The organism is Variovorax paradoxus (genome assembly GCA_016806145.1).
Classification (GTDB): domain Bacteria; phylum Pseudomonadota; class Gammaproteobacteria; order Burkholderiales; family Burkholderiaceae_C; genus Variovorax.
In genome coordinates, this window is sequence record CP063166.1 from 4,859,950 (window position 1) to 4,878,331 (window position 18,382).

Below are 18,382 nucleotides of genomic sequence, written 5' to 3' on the forward strand. Positions count from 1 at the left end.
AAATCAGGCCTCGCAGGCCGTCACCTTGAATTCGACGCGGCGATCGAGCGCATCGCTCGCATCGTCGGCGCCCGTGCCCACGATGTTCTCGCGGAAGCCGGCGCCGGCTTCGCGCAGCTTCTTCGCCAGCGGCGGGGCCTCGCCCACCAGCCGGGTCTTGACGGTCACCGCGCGCTGCAGCGACAGCCGTTCGTTGACGGCCTCCGAGCCCGTGCGGCTGGTGTGGCCGGTCACGACCACGCAGGAATCGATCTGCGCGGCCTGGCGCGCGATCTGGCGCAGCCACATCGGGTAGGCGGCGCTGATCTTCGGGTCGGCCAGGAAGTCGGTCGAGCCCGGCTTGAACAGGAACTTCACGCTGAGGTTGTTGGTTTCGAGCCCCAGCCGCGCGAGCGTGCCGAAGGTCTTCTCGGCATCGGCGGTGCGACCGAGCTGCGACTGCGTGAGATACAGGCCGCTGTAGACGCGCAGCTGCTGCCCGTCGGGGCGACGCGAGGCGGCGTCGTAGCGCGCCAGCGCCTCCTGCAGCCGGCCGGCCTCGTAGGCGGCGGTGGCTTCCTGCATCACGGTCGCGGTCGGCAGGCGCTCGAGGTAGAGCGCGTCGGCGGCCTGGCCCGGCTGGGTCTCGGCGGTGCGGATGTAGCCCTCGACGCCGCGGTCCTTGCCGTTGACCGGGCTGTCGCGGAAGAAGGCCGTGGGCCGGGTGTCGAGCGAGGCATCGCTGATGCGCGCCACCGACTGCGCGATCACCACGCCGCTCTTGATCTCGGTCAGCGCCAGGTTCAGCCGGTAGGGCGAGCCGCCCGCCTCCTTGTCGCGCACCAGCGTGCCGTTGAGCACGTACTGCGCGGTGGCGATCTCGGTGCTGTTGAACGGCGTCACGGTGAACTGCTTGAACTGCGCCTGCATGCGCTGGACGATGCGCTGCTCGGCCACGCGCGTGACCTCGGTCTGCTGGCCGCTGGCGCTCTCGAGCAGCGGGTCGATGACGATGCGGCTCTGCTTCATCGACGACTCGACCTTGGCGAGGAAGCCCGGCAGCTTCTTGGTCTGCACCATCAGGTCGTCCACCGCCTGGTCGACGGCCTGTTCGAAGGGCATCGCATTGCCCGGCTGCGGGCGCTGCGCCGCGCAGGCCGCGAGCAGCACGGCGGCGGCGCCGAGCGCCATCGCGCGCAGCGCGCCGCGCAGGCTGGAGGGGATCTTCATCATCAGCATTGGCTCCTCAAGTACGTCATGTCCTGGTCCGACAGCGGCTCGCCCACGGCGGCGCGCATGTTGATCTCGGTGCAGCGCTTCGTCGGCGCCGGCCGGCGCGCGGGCGCGGGCCGGTCGGCCTCGTGTTCCGCCACGCGGGCCGGCGGCGCCTCGGCCGGCGCGCGCGGCTTCGGCGGCGGCCGCGTGGCCGCCTTCTCGCTCGGCCGGTCGACGGCGGCCGGCGGCTTCGCCGGTTCGGGCGCCGGTTTCTCCTCCGGCTTGGGCACGGCCAGACAGGGCGTGCGGCACGGCTTGGCCTGCGCCGCCGCGGGCGTGGCGGCGCCCAGCAGCAGCCATGGCGCGATCGCCGTCGCGATCAGCACCATCGCAGCAACGGGCATGGATCGCGTCTGGCAAATCATCAGCGGGGAAATGTAGAGCGGCCGGCGGCGCTCCACATCTCGCCAAACGGCCACCCTGCCGAACGGCATAGGGGGCGCGGGGCGGGCAGGAAATCGAAAGGCTACGGTTTCGCGTGGCCCGCGGCCGCTCTCAGGGCAGCCACTGCACCCAGAGCATCACCAGCGTGAGCGTGGCCAGCGCCAGCAGCGTGGAGACCGCGACGCTGGCGGTCACCAGGTCCTCGGCGCTGCGGTAGCGCTGCGAGAACAGGAACACGTTGGCGCCGATCGGCAGCGCGGCCGCGACCACCATCACCGTGAGCGGAAGGCCGCGCACGCCGAGCGCCCAGCCGATGATCGCCACCAGCAGCGGATGCAGCAGGTTCTTGACGCTGGCCTGCACCAGCGCGCCGCGCCAGTGGCGCCCCACCGGCGTGAGCGCCAGCGTGATGCCCACCATCACCAGCGCGACCGGGCCGAAGGCCTGGCCCAGCAGCTCGATGGTGCGGTCGACCGGCTGCGGCATGACCCAGCCGCTCTGCGCGAACAGCAGGCCCGCGATGATCGGCAGCGGCACCGGATGGATGATGGCGTTGCGCAGCGCGCGCAGCACGGTGCGCAGCATCGAGCGCTTCTCGGCGCCGCTGACCACCGCATGCTCGCGCGCCACCGCGAGCTCGAGCACCACGGTGGCGCTGGTCATCAGCACCAGCGAATGCAGCGAGATCAAGGTCAGCAGCACCACCATGCCGGCCTCGCCATAGGCCAGGCCGACCAGCACGATGCCGATCATCACGGTGTTGCTGTAGGTGTTGGCGAGCGCGAGCACCGCGCCCGTGCGGTTGAAGCCGCGCAGCGCCAAGGTGGCCGCGAACAGCAGCCCCGAGGCGATGAAGTAGGCGGCCACCGGCTTGAAGCGCAGTTCCTCGACGTGCACGCCGCTCATCGCGCGGAACAGCAGCGCCGGCGCGAGCAGCAGGAAGATCAGGTTGGAGAGGTCCTTGACCGCGGGGCCGCCGATCCAGCGGCGCCTCCCGGCCAGGTAGCCCGCCGCGATCAGCAGCACGACGGGCAGGAGGGAGGAGATGACGAACGAATTCACCGGTCGAGGATAGCCGAGCGTTCGCGCCGGCCTCCCTCCCCCGCCAGGGGAAGGAGGCACCCTCCGGTCAGAAGGTCACGCGCACGCCCACCTTCAGCGACCGCCCCGGCAGCGGCGCGGCCGGATACACCGTCGTCGTCAGGATCGAGGTCGCGCTGTACGCCAGCTTGTTGCCGATGTTGTCGATGCGCGCATACCAGGTGAGGTTGGCGCGCTGCACCTTCATGCGGTAGGCGATCGAGGCATTCCACAGCGTATAGGCATCGGTCTCGCGCGCGCCGACGCCCGGCACGCGGTGCTGCGCGGCGTTGTAGTCGAAGCCGACGCGGCCGCTCCACGGGCCGTTGCCGTAGACCAGCGTGGCGCCCACGCGCACCGGCGCGATGCGCGGCAGCGGCTCGCCGGTGTCGGTGTTCTTCGCGCGCACCAGGTCGCCGCGCCATTCGAGGTCGAGCGTGCCGGCGTCGGCCATGCGCGCGAAGCCGTCGCTGCCCAGCAGGCGCAGGTTGCCGCTGGCCTCGATGCCGGTGAAGCGCGCGCGCACGCCGTTGTAGAGGTACTCGGCCAGCGTGTCGGTGACCTCGGGATCGGTCACGACCTGGCCCTCTTCGTCGAGCGTGCGGCCCGAGGCGGTCAGGCCGATGTAGTTGCGAAAGCGCGTGACGTAGGCGTTGACGCGCGCCGTGTTCGGCCCCGACTTCCATTGCGCGCCGAGGTCGAAGCCGGTCGACTGCTCCTTGCTCAGGTTCGGGTTGCCGACCTCCCACGCGGCCGTGGCCACGTGCGGGCCGTTGGCCAGCAGCTCGTAGTCCTTGGGCGCGCGCTCGGTGTAGGCGATGTTCGAGGTCAGCTGCCACTGCGGCGCGAGGTTGACCAGGGCGCCGAAGGCGGCGCTGTTCGGGTTGAAGGTGCGCTCGCCGATCGCGAAGCGGTTGATGCTGGGATCGTCGGGATAGCCGAGCGAGCGCACCGTGACGCGCTCGGTGCGCGCGCCGAAGCTCAGCTTGCCCCACGAGGTGCCCATCTCCTCGTAGAGGAACAGCGCGCGCGAGCGCGTGCGGCTGTGCGGCGCGAAGGCTTCCTCGCCGTCGGCAGCGAAGCGGTTGGTCTCGGCGCTGAAGCCCATCAGGCCTTCCAGCGGCCCGATCTTCTCGTGCCGCACCTCGACGCGCAGGTCGTTGCTCATGTTCGAGAAGGTGGTGCCGGCCTCGGCGCCCTCGAACTCGGTGTGGCGGTAGTTGGTGTGGCTGAGCTTGGCGTGGACGCTGCGGATGATGCCGCCCGGGCGCCATTCGCCCTCGATCGCGTAGCGGTCGGACTTCATCGCGATGGTCACGTCGTCCTCGGCCACGGTGCCGTAGTTGCTGCGGTAGGTGCTGGCCGAGGCGCCGATCCAGCCCCGGTCGAAGAACAGCGTGCCGCCGATCGCGCCGCCATGCGCCTCGTTGGCCGAATTGCAGATCTTGCGCGCGCGCCAGGGCGAACCGGGCTTCTCGCAGTTGAGGTCGATCGGCGCCGAGACGTCGCTCGAATCGCGCTTGAAGGCATCGGCATGCAGCGCGAAGCGGCCGTTGCCGCCCTCGAGCATCACGGCGCCGTTCTTCTCGCGGTTGCCGGTGGCATAGCCGAGGTCGGCGCGGCCGCCGAAGCCCTCGATCGGCTCGCTCGGGATGCGGTTGTCGATCAGGTTGACCACGCCGCCGACCGCGCTGCCGCCGTACTGCAGTGCCGACGGGCCGCGCAGCACCTCGACGCGCTCGGTGACCAGCGCGTCGACCGGCACCGCGTGGTCGTAGCTCAGCGCCGAGGCGTCGGGCGCGCCACCGCCGTTCTGCAGGATGCGGATGCGGTCGCCGTCCTGGCCGCGGATGATCGGCCGGCTGGCATTGGGGCCGAAGTAGGTGCTGCTGACGCCGGGGATGTTGTCGAGCGTCTGGCCCAGGGTGGACTGCGAGCGCAGCAGCAGTTCGTCGCCCGAGAGCGTGGTGGTGGGCGCGATCAGGTCGCTGGCACCGAGCGGGTTGCCGGTGACGGTGATCTCGCGCAGGCTGGTGGTGGGTTGCTGCGGGTTCGGCGAGGGATCGGTGGGTGCGGTCTGGGCCAGGGTGGCGACGGAGGCGAGCGAGAGGACGGCAGCGCCGATGGCGTTGCGACGGAATTGGGGGGTCATGAATGAAAACTCGTTGAATCGATGAGCGACCGCCGGCCACCCGTGCGCGACGGGTGGCGGCGAATCGGAAACGGGGGATTCAGCGAGCGACAGGCGGGCCGCGTGCGTCGAACAGCGCGACCCAGCGCGCCAGCGCCTCGCCCTGCAGCCAGGCGAAGGTGGCGAAAGGCAGCAGCACCGGCAGCACCACCAGCGGCACGCCGAGCGCGCTGGCGCCGTGCGAGAGCTGGTCGTAGAGCCGGCACTCGGCATCGGTGTGCAGCCCGAACAGGCTGGCGATGCCATGCGGATGCACATGCTCGGCCCGGGACGCCGTGGCCTCGGCGGCCGTGGCCGTCGCCAGCCCGGGCACGTGCAGCGTGCGGTGCATCAGCCCGAGCGTGCCGGACAGCCACAGGGCCACCGCCAGCACGACGAGCATCGCGCGGGCGGAGACGGGGACGGGACGGCGGAGCGGGTGCACGAGGGAAAAGCTGGCAGGAATCGGGCCAGGACGGCCCGGGAGCGAAGCGGTCAGGCCTTCTTCACTTCTTCACGCGCGCGGCGAAGGTCTTCTGGAACTTCTCGACCTTCGGTCCCACGACGAAGGCGCAGTAGCCCTGGTTCGGGTGGTTCAGGAAATAGTCCTGGTGGTAGGCCTCGGCGGTCGAGTAGTTGTCGAGCGGCTTGACCTCGGTCACCACCGGCGAGGCGTAGGTCTTGCCGGCCTCGATCTCGCGGATGACCTCGTCGGCCACCTGCTTCTGCGCCTCGGTCGTGTAGTAGATGCCGCTGCGGTATTGGGTGCCGACGTCGTTGCCCTGGCGGTTGAGCGTCGTGGGGTCGTGCACCACGAAGAAGATCTCGAGGATCTCGCGCAGGGCGATCTGCGCCGGGTCGAAAGTCAGCTTGACCACCTCGTTGTGGCCGGTGCGGCCGGTGCAGACCTGCTCGTAGCTGGGGTTGACCGTCTGGCCGTTCGAATAGCCCGATTCCACGTCGACCACCCCCTGCACGCGGTCGAACACCGCCTCGGTGCACCAGAAGCAGCCGCCGCCGAGCACGATGGTTTCGGTGGAGGAAGGCGAAGAGGTCATGGGGGACTCCAGGAACGGACTGACAAGGGAACCCGATATTGTCGCGGCTTGACGCATTCGATGCGGCTCACTACATTACTAACCCGCGAGTCATTAAACAATGCCCACTCCCCGATTCCTTGCCGACAAGCTCTGCCCGGTCCGCGCCAAGCGCGAGCGGCGCAAGGAGGCGCGCCCCGGCGAACTGCTGGCGGCGGCACTCGATCTGTTCGTCGAGAAGGGCTATGCCGCCACCCGCTCGGAAGAAGTGGCGGTGCGTGCCGGCGTCTCCAAGGGCACGCTGTTCCTCTATTTCCCGAGCAAGGAAGAGCTGTTCAAGGCCGTGGTGGTCGAGAACCTCGGCGGCCGCTTCACCGAGTGGAACCAGGAATTCGAGACCTTCGAGGGCACCACGGCCCAGATGCTGCGCTACTGCATGCGCGTGTGGTGGGAGCGCGTGGGCCTGACCCAGGCCTCGGGCCTCACCAAGCTGATGATGAGCGAAGGCGCCAACTTCCCCGAGCTGGCCGACTTCTACCGCCAGGAGGTGGTGCGGCCGGGCCATGCGTTGCTTCGGCGCATCATCCAGCGCGGCATCGACCGCGGCGAGTTCCGGCCGGTCGACGTCGACCACACCATCTACTCGGTGGTGGCGCCGATGATCTTCCTGATGCTCTGGAAGCACTCGGCCAACCTGTGCGTCGACGAGGGCGACAACTTCGACCCGCTCAAGTACATCGAGATGCAGGCCGACGCGGTGCTCTACGGCCTGAGCACCCGGCCGCGGGCCGAGGCGGAACCCGACGAAGCCGCTGGCCCGTCGGGTGCCGCCTAAAATTGAAGGTTTGTCCTGACCCGCCCCCAGAAGGAAAACCCATGAGCACCGCCCCCACCCTCGAGCGCTTGCGCTTCAACATGATCGAACAGCAGATCCGCCCCTGGGATGTGCTGGACCTGGAAATCCTCGACCTGCTGGCGGTCATCCGCCGCGAGGACTACGTGCCCGAGGCGCACCGCGCGCTGTCCTTCTTCGACATGGAACTGCCGCTGCTCGACGGCTCGGTGCCCGGCGAATTCATGCTGTCGCCCAAGGTCGAGGCGCGCACGCTGCAGGACCTGCACGTGCAGAAGCACGAATCGGTGCTCGAGATCGGCACCGGCTCCGGCTTCATGGCCGCCCTGCTCGGCGCCCGCGCCGCCAAGGTGCTGTCGCTCGAGATCAATCCCGCGCTGGCCGCCCGCGCCGCCGAGACCCTGCGCCAGAACGGCGTGACCAACGTCGAGGTGCGCCATGCCGACGGCGCCGTGCCGCTGCCCAGCGGCCCGAGCTTCGACGTGATCGTGCTCAGCGGCTCGGTCGCGCGCATTCCGCAGAACCTGCTCGGCTCGCTCAAGGTCGGCGGCCGCCTGGCGGCGATCGTCGGCGACGAACCCATGATGCGCGCCCACTTCGTGAACCGCACCAGCGAGAGCAAGTGGGACACGATCCAGCCCTGGGACACGGTGGCGCCGCGCCTTTTGAACTTCCCCGAGCCGTCGCGCTTCGCGTTCTGATCGGGCCGGCCGCATGATCGATCAAGTCCGCCCCGCCGACCTCGCCGCCTGGTTTGCACAGGACGCCGACGCACCCGCCGTGCTGCTCGACGTCCGCGAGCCCTGGGAGCTGCAGACCGCGAGCGTCGCCCCGGCGGGCTTCACGCTGCTGGCGATCCCGATGAACGAGATCCCCGCGCGCCTGTCCGAGCTCGACGAGAACCAGCGCATCGCCTGCCTGTGCCACCACGGCGCCCGCAGCCAGCGCGTGGCCGCCTTCCTGCACCAGAACGGCTTTGCGCAACTGGCCAACGTGGCCGGCGGCATCGACGCCTGGTCCGCGCAGCACGACCCTGCCGTGCCGCGCTACTGATTCTTCCGCTCCCAAGGACTTTCAATGCCTCCCAGGCCCCGGCTCCTGCCTCTTTCCGCAGCCATCGCAAGCCTTCTTGCCACGCTGCTCGCATCGCCGGCCCAGGGCCAGACACTGAACGAACTCTACGAATCGGCGCGTGGCTTCGATGCCACCTACCAGGGCGCGCGCGCCCAGTACGACGCCAGCGTGGCGCGCGCCGCGCAGGCCAAGGCCGGCATCCTGCCGGCCGTCGGGCTCAGCGCGGGCGTGAACCGCAACAACCTCGACATCGACGTCATCACGGGCAACCAGCAGGGCAGTTCCTCGCGCGACTTCACGCAGCAGAACGTCGGCATCAACGCCATCCAGCCGCTGTACCGACCCGCCAACTGGGCCACCTGGGAGCAGGGCAAGCGCCAGGCCGAGATCGCGCAGTCGGTGTTCACCATCGCCGAGCAGGACCTGATCGTGCGCGTGAGCCAGGCCTATTTCGACGTGCTCGCGAGCCAGGACAGCCTGTCGCTGGTGCGCGCGCAGAAGGCGGCCGTGTCCGAGCAGCTCGCCTCGGCCAAGCGCAACTTCGAGGTCGGCACCTCCACCATCACCGACTCGCGCGAGGCCCAGGCCCGCTACGACCTCGTGGTGGCGCAGGAGATCGCGGCCGAGAACGACCTGCGCGTGAAGAAGATCGTGCTCGACCAGCTGGTGGGTCGCCCCGGCAGCGTGCCGGTGCCGCTGGCGGTGCCCGTGGTGCTGCCGACCGCGCAGCCGGCCGACATCGAGGCCTGGGTCTCGCAGGCCGATGCCGGGCACCCGGCGATCCGCCAGGCGCAGCTCGGCGTCGACGTGGCGGGCCTCGAGATCGAGAAGGCGCGCGCCGGCCACAAGCCCACGCTGGACGCCAACCTCGGCTACAACGTCACGCGCAACCCGAACGGCACCAGCACCAGCACCGTGGGCACGCGCATCAACGCCGCCACCGTGGGCGTGACCTTCAACATGCCGCTGTTCGCGGGCTTCGCGACCGAGAACCGCATCAAGGAAACGCTGGCCCTCGAGGACCAGTCGCGCAGCGTGCTCGACGGCACGCGCCGCAACGTGGCGCAGGCCACGCGCGCGGCCTACCTCGGGCTGGTGTCGGGCGCGGGCCAGGTCAAGGCGCTCGAGGCGGCCGAGGCCTCGAGCCAGAGCGCGCTCGACGCCAACCGGCTGGGCTACCAGGTGGGCGTGCGCATCAACATCGACGTGCTCAATTCGCAGAGCCAGCTCTACCAGACCAAGCGCGACCTCGCGCAGGCGCGCTACAACGTGCTGCTGGGCAACCTGAAGCTGCGCCAGGCCAACGGCACGCTGACGGTGGCCGACATGGACGCCATCAACGCGACGCTGGCGAAGAACGGCAGCGTGCCCGCGGTGCCGGCCCCATCGACCACGCCGGCCGATCCGAACGCCGTGGCCGTGCCGCCCGCGCGGCCCAGCGTGCCGGTGGTGCCGCCGGTGCCGGTGGCGCCGTTCAATCCGCCGCCGCCCGCGATCCCCGTCGCACCGCCGCCGCCGCCGGTGCTGAACCCGGGGCGCTGAAACCCTAGTCGAGCGTGGGCTCCGCGCGCTCGCGCGGACCTTCCGCCGCCGGCTGCGCGGCCTGGACCGGCGGCTTCGCCGGCTCGTCGGCCAGCGCCGGCTCCACCGCTTCCTCGGGCTCGGCCGCCATCGCGATCGCGAGCACCGCGGCCGCCGTGCGCTCGGCCGCGCCGCGGTTGGAGGACGAGAAGGCCTGCGCGGCCTGCGACATCGCCTCGCGGCGCTCGCGGTTCTCGACCAGCTTGAGCGCGCTGGTCACGGCCTGCTCCATGGTCTCGACGCGCAGCGAGGCACCGGCCGCGAGCGACAGCTGCGCGGCCTCCGCGAAATTGAAGGTCGACGGCCCCATCACGACCGGGCAGCCGCAGGCCGCGGGCTCGATCAGGTTCTGGCCGCCCAGGGGCTCGAAGCTGCCGCCGAGCAGCGCGACATCGGCCAGGCCGTAGTACAGCGCCATCTCGCCGAGCGAATCGCCGAGCCAGATCTCGGCCTCGGCCGGCTGGCCCGCCGTGCTGCGGCGCGCCACCGCGAAGCCCTCGGCCTCGATCAGCGCCGCCACCTCGTCGAAACGCTGCGGATGGCGCGGCACGATCATCCACTGCACGTCGTGCACCCGCTTCGAGATCGAGCGGACCGCGCCCTGCTCGGGCGGCACGGGCGCGGTGGCGCCGAAGCGGCGCAGCACCTCGAGCAGCAGGCGTTCCTCGCCGTCGCGCGAACTGGCCAGCACCACGATCGGCTTGGGCAGCGTGCCGCGCAGCCGGGCGGCCGCGTGCAGCTGGCGCACGTCGGGCGTGGCGTCGAACTTGAGGTTGCCGTAGATGCCCGAGACCTTGGCGCCCAGCGACACCAGCCGGTGCGCGTCGGCTTCGGTCTGGGCCCAGACGGCGCTCAGCGCCGAATAGGCCGGCCGCGCCAGCCAGCCCAGCCGCTCGGCCGAGGCCAGCGATTTCTCGTTGAGCCGCGCATTGGCCAGCACCAGCGGGATGCGGCGCTCGGCGCAGGCCGCGGCCATCTCGGGCCAGACCTCGGTTTCCATCAGCACGCCGATGCGCGGCTGGAAGCGGTCGAGGAAGCGCGCCACGGCGCCCGGCGTGTCCCAGGGCTGCCAGACCTGCGTGTCGCCCTCGCGCAGCAGCTTGGCGCCCTCCTCGCGGCCGGTGGCGGTGCCGTGCGTGAGCAGGATCGGGATCTCGGGGAACTGGCGCCGCAGTTCCTCGATGAGGATGGCGGCGGCACGCGTCTCGCCGAGCGAGACCGCATGCACCCAGCACTGGGCGTGGCCGGTGAGGGCGGCGTCGTAGTGGCCGAAACGCTCCTCGACCGCCACCGCGTAGCCGGGCTCGGCCACGGCGCGGCGCCGCAACTTGCGGCGCACCAGCGGCTGGGCCAGGGTGGTGAAGGCGCCGTACAGGCGCAGCAGCAGCGAACGCACGATGTCCTAGTGCGCCGCTTCGGCCAGCGTGGCGTCAGGCTTCACCGTCTTGAGCAGCGCCAGCATGCGGGCCTCGATGCGCTCGAGCGCCGCCTGGGTCTGGCCCTCGAAGCGCAGCACCAGCACCGGCGTGGTGTTGGAGGCACGGATCAGGCCGAAGCCGTCGGGCCAGTCGACGCGCAGGCCGTCGATGGTCGACACCTGCGCCGGGGCCTCGAAGCTCGCCGCCTTCAGCAGTTGTTCGACCACCGCGTGAGGCTCGCCCTCGGCGCACTTCACGTTGAGCTCGGGCGTGGAGAAGCTCGTGGGCAGCGCGTTGAGCACGTCGCTCGCGTTCGGGCTCCTGCTGAGGATCTCGAGCATGCGGCAGCCGGCATAGGTGCCGTCGTCGAAGCCGAACCAGCGCTCCTTGAAGAAGATGTGGCCGCTCATCTCGCCGCCCAGCGGCGAATCGAGTTCCTTCATCTTCGCCTTGATCAGCGAATGGCCGGTCTTGAAGATCAGCGGCTTGCCGCCCGCGGCCTCGATCGCCGGGCCCAGGCGCTGCGAGCACTTCACGTCGTAGACGATGGTGCCGCCCGGCACGCGCGACAGCACGTCCTGCGCGAACAGCTGCATCTGGCGGTCGGGGAAGATGTTCTGGCCGTCCCTGGTGACGATGCCCAGCCGGTCGCCGTCGCCGTCGAAGGCCAGGCCCAGCTCGGCATCGCCCTGCTGCAGCGCGGCGATCAGGTCCTTCAAGTTCTCGGGCTTGCTGGGGTCGGGATGGTGGTTCGGGAAGTTGCCGTCGACCTCGCTGAACAGCTCGGTCACCTCGCAGCCCAGCGCACGGAAGATGGCGGGAGCCGTCGCGCCGGCGATGCCGTTGCCCGAGTCGACCACGATCTTCATCGGCCGCGCGAGCCGCACGTCGCCCACGATGCGCTGCACGTAGGCCTCGGTCACGTCGACCCGGCGCACGCTGCCGCCGGGCGCGAGCGTCGCGCTGCCTGCTTCCATGGTCTTGCGCAGTGCCTGGATCTCGTCGCCGTAGATCGCGCGGCCGGCCAGCACCATCTTGAAGCCGTTGTAGTCCTTGGGGTTGTGGCTGCCCGTGACCTGGATGCCGCTGGTGGCGAGCGTGTGGGCCGCGAAATAGAGCATCGGCGTGGTGACCGCGCCCACGTCGATCACCTCGACACCGGTGGCCACCAGGCCGCGGATCAGCGCTTCGGAGAGCGAGGGACCCGACAGGCGCCCGTCTCGCCCCACGGCCACCGATCTTTCGCCGGCGGCCCGCGCCGCACTGCCGAAGGCCCGCCCCAGGGCTTCAGCCACTTCGGGAGTCAGCGTGGAGGGCACCACGCCGCGGATGTCGTAGGCCTTGAAGATCGACGCGCTGAGCTGCATGAAAAAGGATTCCTCTGTGGATTCGTGGACCCCGGGGATTGTAGGCATCGCCAGGGGTACCCACATGTCCGAAAACGGCCAGTCGAAACGCCTCGAAACCTTAATATTTGGCCCATGACACACGCCAACGCCTCCCCCGACGTGCTCGAGAGCGATGCCTGCTACCTGGCGCTGAAGACGCACGACGCGCGCTTCGACGGCTCGTTCTTCACCGCGGTGACCTCCACCGGCATCTACTGCCGCCCGGTCTGCCGCGTGAAGCTGCCGCGGCGCGAGAACTGCCGTTTCTTCCGCCACGCGGCCCAGGCCGAGGCCGAGGGCTTCCGCCCCTGCCTGCGCTGCCGGCCCGAACTGGCACCGCGCCCCATGAGCACGGCCAACTGGTCGACCGAGGACGCCTCGCGCATCCTCGCGCAGCAGGCGGCGCGGCTGATCGACGAGCCCGACGCCTGGACCGACGAGGGCCCGGGTGCCGCGCAGATCGCGGCCCGGCTCGGCGTCAGCGACCGCCACCTGCGCCGCATCTTCGAGGCCCAGTTCGGCGTCTCGCCGCTGCAGTACCTGCAGACGCGCCGCCTGCTCGCGGCCAAGCAGCTGATCGCCGACACCCGCCTGCCGATGACGCAGGTGGCGCTGGCCAGCGGCTTCGCGAGCGTGCGCCGCTTCAACGCGGCCTTCGTCGAGCACTACGGGCTCAATCCGAGCGCCTTGCGGCGCGCCGGCGGCGCCGAGGGCGGCGACGGCCGCGCGATCGAGGTGCGGCTGGGCTTTCGCCCGCCCTACGACCCGAACGCGATGCTCGGCTTCTTCGCGCGGCGCGCGCTGCGCGGGGTCGAGCTGGTGACGGCCGAGGACGGCAAGGTGCCGGTGGCGGGCAAGAACACCCAGGCCCCGGCCTTCACGCGGCTGGCGCGCACGCTGCGCGTGCAGCACGGCGCGCAGGTGCATGCCGGCTGGCTGCAGCTGCGCTTCGACATGGCGCGCGAACAGATGCTGCTGTCGGTCAGCGATTCGCTGGCGCCGGTGCTGCCGGTGGTGATCAGCCGCGCCCGCGCCATGCTCGACATCGACGCCGACCCGATGGCCATCAACGCCGCGCTGCACGACGCCTTTCCGCATGGCGACGGGCTGCGCGTGCCCGGCACGGTCGACGGCTTCGAGCTCGCGGTGCGCGCGGTGCTGGGCCAGCAGATCACGGTGGCCGCGGCACGCACCCTGGGCTCGCGGCTGGTCGAGGCCTTCGGCGAAGCGATCGCCACGCCCATCGACGGGCTCGACCGCCTGTTTCCCACGCCCGCCGCCATCGCGGCCGCCAGCGGAGACGCGCTGGGCCAGCTCGGCATCGTGCGCCAGCGCCAGGCCGCGCTGCATGCGCTGGCGCGCGCCGCGGCCGAGGGCCGGCTGCCGCTGCACGCGGGCGCCGACGTGCCCTCGACCATCGCCGCGCTGCAGGAACTGCCGGGCATCGGCGCCTGGACCGCGCAGTACATCGCCATGCGCGCGCTGCGCTGGCCCGATGCCTTCCCGGCCGGCGACGTCGCGCTGCAGAAGGCGCTCGGCGTGAGCACCGCGCGCGCCGCGAGCGAGGCCTCGCAGGCCTGGCGCCCGTGGCGCAGCTATGCGGTGCTGCGCGCCTGGCATGCACCCACCTCTTCCACGCCGTCCGCCGAGCCAGCGCCCGCGGCCATCCCTTCCACTCCCACGGCAGGCCTCACCGCCTGAGAAGCCATGAAGTTCAAGAAGACCGTCATCTACACCTCGCACTTCGACAGCCCGCTCGGCGGCATCACCATGGCCGCCACCGACGCCGGCCTGGCCGGTGTCTGGTTCGACCAGCAGCGCCACTGGCCCGACACCACGGGATGGCAGACGCGCGACGACCATCCGGTGTTCGTCGAAACGGCCGCGCAGCTGCGCGACTACTTCGCCGGCAAGCGCGACCGCTTCGAGCTGCCGCTCGACCTGTCGCACGGCACCGCGTTCCAGCAGAGCGTGTGGCAGGCGCTGCTCGCGATCCCCGCGGGCGCCACCACCAGCTACGGCGCGCTGAGCGCGAACGTCGGCAACCCGGCCGCGGTGCGCGCGGTGGGCGCGGCCGTGGGCCGCAATCCGATCAGCGTGATCGTGCCCTGCCACCGGGTGCTCGGCGCCAACGGCTCGCTGACCGGCTATGCGGGCGGGCTCGAGCGCAAGAGCGCGCTGCTCGAACTCGAAGGCGTGCGGTAGGCTCGCGGGTCGGGAGCGCCCGACCTCCGCTCCGCGCGCGAAGAACACACAACGACAACACCGCATGACCACCACCTCCACCAGCGCCGCCGGCGCATCCAGGCCCAAGGGCTGGCTCGTCGACCTCGTGCTGCTCGGCGCGCTCTGGGGCGCCTCCTTCCTGTTCATGCGCATCGGCGCCGCCGAGTTCGGCGCGCTGCCGACCGCGGCCGTGCGCGTGGGCATCGCCGCGCTGTTCCTGCTGCCGATCGCGCTGCTGCGCGGCCAGGGCCCCGCGCTCGCGCGCCACTGGAAGCCCAGCTTCTCGGTCGGTGTCTTCAACTCGGGCCTGCCGTTCGCGCTGTTCAGCTTCGCGGTGCTCAGCATCAACAGCAGCCTCGCGGCCGTGCTCAACGCAGCCACGCCGATGTTCGGCGCGCTGGTGGCCTGGGCCTGGTTCCGCGAGCGGCCCGACGGCTCGCGGCTGGTCGGCCTGGTGATCGGCTTCATCGGCGTCGCCATGCTCGCCAGCGGCGGTGCCGGCCTGCACACCGGCGCCAGCAATCTCGCGGCGCTGTGGGCCATGCTGGCCTGCCTCGCGGCCTGCCTGTGCTACGGCATCTCGGCCAGCGCCACGCGGCGCTTCCTCACGGGCGTGCCGCCGCTGGCCACCGCCACCGGCAGCCAGATCGGCGCCTCGCTGTTCCTCGCCGTGCCCGCGATCTGGCTCTGGCCCGCGCAGATGCCCGGCGCGCGCGCCTGGCTCGCACTTCTCGCGCTCGGCATCGCCTGCACCGGCGTGGCCTACATCCTGTTCTTCCGGCTGATCGAACGCGCCGGGCCGGCGCGCGCGCTGACCGTGACCTTCCTGGTGCCGGTGTTCGCGGCCTTCTACGGCGCGGTGTTCCTCGGCGAGACCATCACGCAGTGGATGCTGACCTGCGCCGTGGTGATCGTCTGCGGCGTGGCGCTGTCGACCGGCCTCGTGAAGCTCTGGCCCCGCGCCGCCAAGGCCTGAAGACTTCGGCCGGGATCAGATCGCGCCGGCCACCACGTTGACCGACAGCGCGAGCACCAGCATGTTGAACGCGAAGGCCAGCACGCTGTGGATCAGCGTGATGCGCCGCATCTCGCGCGAGGTAGCCTGCACGTCCGACACCTGCGAGGTCATGCCGATCACGTAGGCGTAGTAGAGGAAGTCGAAGTAGTCGGGGTCCTGCTTGCCCGGGAAGTCCAGCCCGCCCGCGTCGGGCCCGCGGTGCTTCTCGTCGTTGTAGTAGCGGTGCGCGTAGTGGAAGGCATAGATGGAATGCATCATCAGCCACGAGCCCGCGAGCGCCACCAGCCCGAGCCCGATGTGGACCGCGCGCTCGATGCCGCTCAACTGCTTCACCTGCTGCAGCAGCATCGCGATCGCCACCACGCTCGCGCCCACCACCACCAGCATCGACACCAGGATCATCAGGTTCGGCTGGTCGAGCGACTGCGCGCGTTCGCGCGTGCGCTTGGCGTCGAAGGTGTCGGCCAGCCACCAGGTCAGCACCTGGTAGACCAGCACCGCCGCGCACCAGCCGGCCAGCCCGCGCGCCATCAGGCCCAGCGGCCAGGGGATCGCCGCGACGGCGACGCCGACGATGCCGCCATACAGCAGGCGCTGCGGACCGGTGGTGGTGGACAGGGGATGGAGCGTGGACATGGGGCGCAGCTTAGCGCCGTGGCCACGGCGCTGCGCGGGGCGACGCGAGCGATGGGACTTTTTGTCCCAGCGTACGCCGCGGCGCGCGGGCGCTGGTATGGTCACGACGTCCCCGGGGCACCGCGCCGGGCCCGACGACGCTTTCCCACGAAGCAACGACGTGCGGCCGATGCAGCCGCGCCCTTCCGCCATGAGACACGTGCGACTTCTCCCTCGACCACCGCACCACGGGCTGCGCGCCACGCTGGCTGCACTGGCCGTCGCGACCCTCGGCCTGCTCGGCCTGGTTGGTCTGCAGCCCGCGCGCGCGGCCGAACCGGCCGGCGTCCCCAACACCATCGAGCAGCGCGTGGCCGCCTGCATCGCCTGCCATGGCCGCCAGGGCTCGACCGGCAACGCGGCCTTCTTCCCGCGGCTGGCCGGCAAGCCCGCGGGCTACCTGTTCAACCAGCTGCGCAGCTTCCGCGACGGCCGGCGCTCCAACACCGACATGAACTACATGGTGCGCCACATGTCCGACGCCTACTTGCGGGAGATCGCGGACTACTTCGCCGGCCTCGACCTGCCCTATGCCGCGGTTTCGCCGACGAGCGACGCCGCCCCCGCCCAGCTCGCGCGCGGCCGCCAGCTCGCGCTCGAGGGCGACGCCACGCGCAACATCCCGGCCTGCGTGCATTGCCACGGCGCCGCGCTCACGGGCGTGCAACCGGCCATCCCGGGCCTGCTGGGACTGCCGCGCCTCTACGTCTCCTCGCAGCTCGGCGCCTGGCTCACCAACGAGCGCCATGCGCTCGCGCCCGACTGCATGGCCGAGATCGGACGGCGCATGACCACCGCCGACATCAACGCCGTCGCGAGCTGGCTCGCGGTGCAGCCGATGCCCGCCAACCCCAAGCCGGCGTCCGCGCCGGCCGCGCCGCTGCCGATGGCCTGCGGCGGCATGCAGTGAGGCGGCAACGATGACCGCGCTCAAACGTCTTTTCTGGACCCTGCTGGTGCTCGTGCTGCTGCTGGCCGCCGTGGCCGGTGGCGTGGTCGCGCTCAACCTGCGTGGCGAGGCCGCCATCCCCGAGCAGGCCGAGGCCTTCGAAGCCACGCCGCAGCGCATCGAGCGCGGCCGCTACCTCGCGCTGGCCGGCAACTGCGCGGGCTGCCACACCACGCGCGGCGGCCAGGCCTACGCGGGCGGCCTGCCGATCGAGACACCCTTCGGCACCATCCACTCGACCAACCTCACGCCCGATGCGCAGCACGGCATCGGCGGCTGGAGCAGCGCGCACTTCTGGCGCGCGATGCACAACGGCCGCTCGAAGGACGGCCGGCTGCTCTATCCCGCCTTCCCCTATCCGAGCTTCACGCGCGTCACGCGCGAGGACTCCGACGCCATCTACGCCTACCTGCGCAGCCTGCCCGCGGCCGACACGCCGAACCGGCCGCACCGCCTGCGCTTCCCCTACGACACCCAGGCCGCGCTCGGCGTCTGGCGCGCGCTGTTCTTCACGCCGCAGACCTTCGTCGCCGACGCGGGCAAGCCGGCCGAATGGAACCGAGGCGCCTACCTGGTCGACGGCCTGGGCCACTGCATCGCCTGCCACGGCAGCCGCAATGCCTTCGGCGCCACCGAGACGCAGCGCGGCCTCTCGGGCGGCCTGATCGCGGTGCAGAACTGGTACGCGCCCTCGCTGGCCGATCCGCGCGAGGCCGGCGTGTCCGGCTGGCCCGCCACCGAGGTGGTGGCGCTGCTGAAGAACGGCAGCGCGCCGCGCGGCTCGGTGATGGGCCCGATGGCCGACGTGGTGTTCGAGAGCACGCAGCACCTGTCCGAGGCCGATCTCTCGGCGATGGCCGCCTACCTCAAGGACCTGCCGGCCGTCGCGCAGGAGGCGGGCGACGCCAAGCCCGCGCGCCCCGCCACCTACCGCCGCGATGCCGGCGAGATGGCGCGCGGCAACCGCATCTACGACCAGCGCTGCGCCTACTGCCATGGCGACCAGGGCCAGGGCGCGCCGGGCGCCTACCCGCCGCTCGCGGGCAGCCGCGCCGTCAACATGGCGCGGCCCGTCAACCTGATCCAGGTCGTGAGCCATGGCGGCTTCCTGCCGACCACCGCGGGCAATCCGCGCCCCTACGGCATGCCGCCCTTCGGCGAGACCCTCGACGGCACCGACCTCGCGGCCGTGCTGACCTACATCCGCGGCTCGTGGGGCAACGACAGCGCGCCGGTCACGCAGCTCGACATCGCTCGGCGCTGAGGCGCGGCGCC

General features: G+C 71.1%; 17 protein-coding genes and 1 pseudogene. 9 read left to right on the forward strand and 9 right to left on the reverse strand.

Annotated features, from left to right (window positions below):
• Positions 1-3 precede the first annotated feature (3 nt).
• The 6 genes from INQ48_22760 to msrA all read right to left on the reverse strand — a co-directional run bounded on the left by INQ48_22760 (position 4) and on the right by msrA (position 5,946).
• Entirely contained in the window at positions 4-1,212 is a 1,209-nt protein-coding gene (locus INQ48_22760; GenBank protein ID QRF56172.1) for an OmpA family protein, read from the reverse strand.
• Positions 1,212-1,598 (reverse strand): hypothetical protein, encoded by a 387-nt coding sequence (locus INQ48_22765; protein ID QRF56173.1) that lies wholly within the window; start codon positions 1,596-1,598, stop codon positions 1,212-1,214. The genes INQ48_22760 and INQ48_22765 overlap by 1 nt, the downstream gene beginning before the upstream one ends.
• A gap of 151 nt (positions 1,599-1,749) precedes the next feature.
• A complete protein-coding gene (locus INQ48_22770; GenBank protein QRF56174.1) occupies positions 1,750-2,700 on the reverse strand; it encodes an AEC family transporter in 951 nt (316 codons plus the stop codon).
• Between the two features lie 67 nt (positions 2,701-2,767).
• On the reverse strand, positions 2,768-4,870 hold the full coding sequence (locus tag INQ48_22775) for a TonB-dependent receptor (protein ID QRF56175.1): 2,103 nt from the start codon (positions 4,868-4,870) through the stop codon (positions 2,768-2,770).
• 79 nt (positions 4,871-4,949) lie between these two features.
• Entirely contained in the window at positions 4,950-5,291 is a 342-nt protein-coding gene (locus INQ48_22780) for a hypothetical protein (protein QRF56176.1), read from the reverse strand.
• A gap of 103 nt (positions 5,292-5,394) precedes the next feature.
• Positions 5,395-5,946, reverse strand: coding sequence for a peptide-methionine (S)-S-oxide reductase MsrA (msrA, locus tag INQ48_22785; GenBank protein QRF56177.1), 552 nt, complete (start codon positions 5,944-5,946; stop codon positions 5,395-5,397).
• Between the two features lie 100 nt (positions 5,947-6,046).
• Between msrA and INQ48_22790 the strand changes: the two genes are divergently transcribed.
• From INQ48_22790 to INQ48_22805, 4 genes are read left to right on the forward strand one after another with little or no spacing between them, the layout of a single operon-like run.
• Positions 6,047-6,760, forward strand: coding sequence for a TetR/AcrR family transcriptional regulator (locus tag INQ48_22790; protein ID QRF56178.1), 714 nt, complete (start codon positions 6,047-6,049; stop codon positions 6,758-6,760).
• A 41-nt stretch (positions 6,761-6,801) separates the two neighbouring features.
• A complete protein-coding gene (locus INQ48_22795; GenBank protein ID QRF56179.1) occupies positions 6,802-7,479 on the forward strand; it encodes a protein-L-isoaspartate O-methyltransferase in 678 nt (225 codons plus the stop codon).
• A gap of 13 nt (positions 7,480-7,492) precedes the next feature.
• Entirely contained in the window at positions 7,493-7,831 is a 339-nt protein-coding gene (locus INQ48_22800; GenBank protein QRF56180.1) for a sulfurtransferase, read from the forward strand.
• 24 nt (positions 7,832-7,855) lie between these two features.
• Positions 7,856-9,394 (forward strand): TolC family outer membrane protein, encoded by a 1,539-nt coding sequence (locus INQ48_22805; GenBank protein ID QRF56181.1) that lies wholly within the window; start codon positions 7,856-7,858, stop codon positions 9,392-9,394.
• Positions 9,395-9,509: 115 nt separating this feature from the next.
• Here the strand turns inward: INQ48_22805 and INQ48_22810 are convergent.
• Both INQ48_22810 and INQ48_22815 read right to left on the reverse strand, forming a co-directional pair.
• Positions 9,510-10,829 (reverse strand): annotated as a pseudogene (locus INQ48_22810) (3-deoxy-D-manno-octulosonic acid transferase).
• A gap of 6 nt (positions 10,830-10,835) precedes the next feature.
• A complete protein-coding gene (locus INQ48_22815; GenBank protein QRF56182.1) occupies positions 10,836-12,218 on the reverse strand; it encodes a phosphomannomutase/phosphoglucomutase in 1,383 nt (460 codons plus the stop codon).
• Positions 12,219-12,332: 114 nt separating this feature from the next.
• Between INQ48_22815 and INQ48_22820 the strand changes: the two genes are divergently transcribed.
• The 3 genes from INQ48_22820 (at position 12,333) to INQ48_22830 (ending at position 15,441) form a co-directional block, all read left to right on the forward strand.
• On the forward strand, positions 12,333-13,940 hold the full coding sequence (locus tag INQ48_22820) for a helix-turn-helix domain-containing protein (GenBank protein QRF56183.1): 1,608 nt from the start codon (positions 12,333-12,335) through the stop codon (positions 13,938-13,940).
• Positions 13,941-13,946: 6 nt separating this feature from the next.
• Complete coding sequence (locus tag INQ48_22825) at positions 13,947-14,444, forward strand: methylated-DNA--[protein]-cysteine S-methyltransferase (protein ID QRF56184.1); 498 nt, start codon at positions 13,947-13,949, stop codon at positions 14,442-14,444.
• Positions 14,445-14,508: 64 nt separating this feature from the next.
• Entirely contained in the window at positions 14,509-15,441 is a 933-nt protein-coding gene (locus INQ48_22830) for a DMT family transporter (protein ID QRF56185.1), read from the forward strand.
• 15 nt (positions 15,442-15,456) lie between these two features.
• On the opposite strand, the gene INQ48_22835 is transcribed toward INQ48_22830, so the two are convergent.
• Entirely contained in the window at positions 15,457-16,119 is a 663-nt protein-coding gene (locus INQ48_22835) for a DUF1345 domain-containing protein (GenBank protein QRF56186.1), read from the reverse strand.
• Between the two features lie 232 nt (positions 16,120-16,351).
• On the opposite strand from INQ48_22835, the gene INQ48_22840 reads away from it, so the two are divergent.
• The gene (locus INQ48_22840; protein QRF60847.1) at positions 16,352-17,068 is read left to right on the forward strand and encodes a cytochrome c4; all 717 of its coding nucleotides are present in this window, start codon (positions 16,352-16,354) and stop codon (positions 17,066-17,068) included.
• 10 nt (positions 17,069-17,078) lie between these two features.
• A complete protein-coding gene (locus tag INQ48_22845) occupies positions 17,079-18,371 on the forward strand; it encodes a cytochrome c (GenBank protein QRF56187.1) in 1,293 nt (430 codons plus the stop codon).
• The last annotated feature ends 11 nt before the right edge of the window (positions 18,372-18,382 follow it).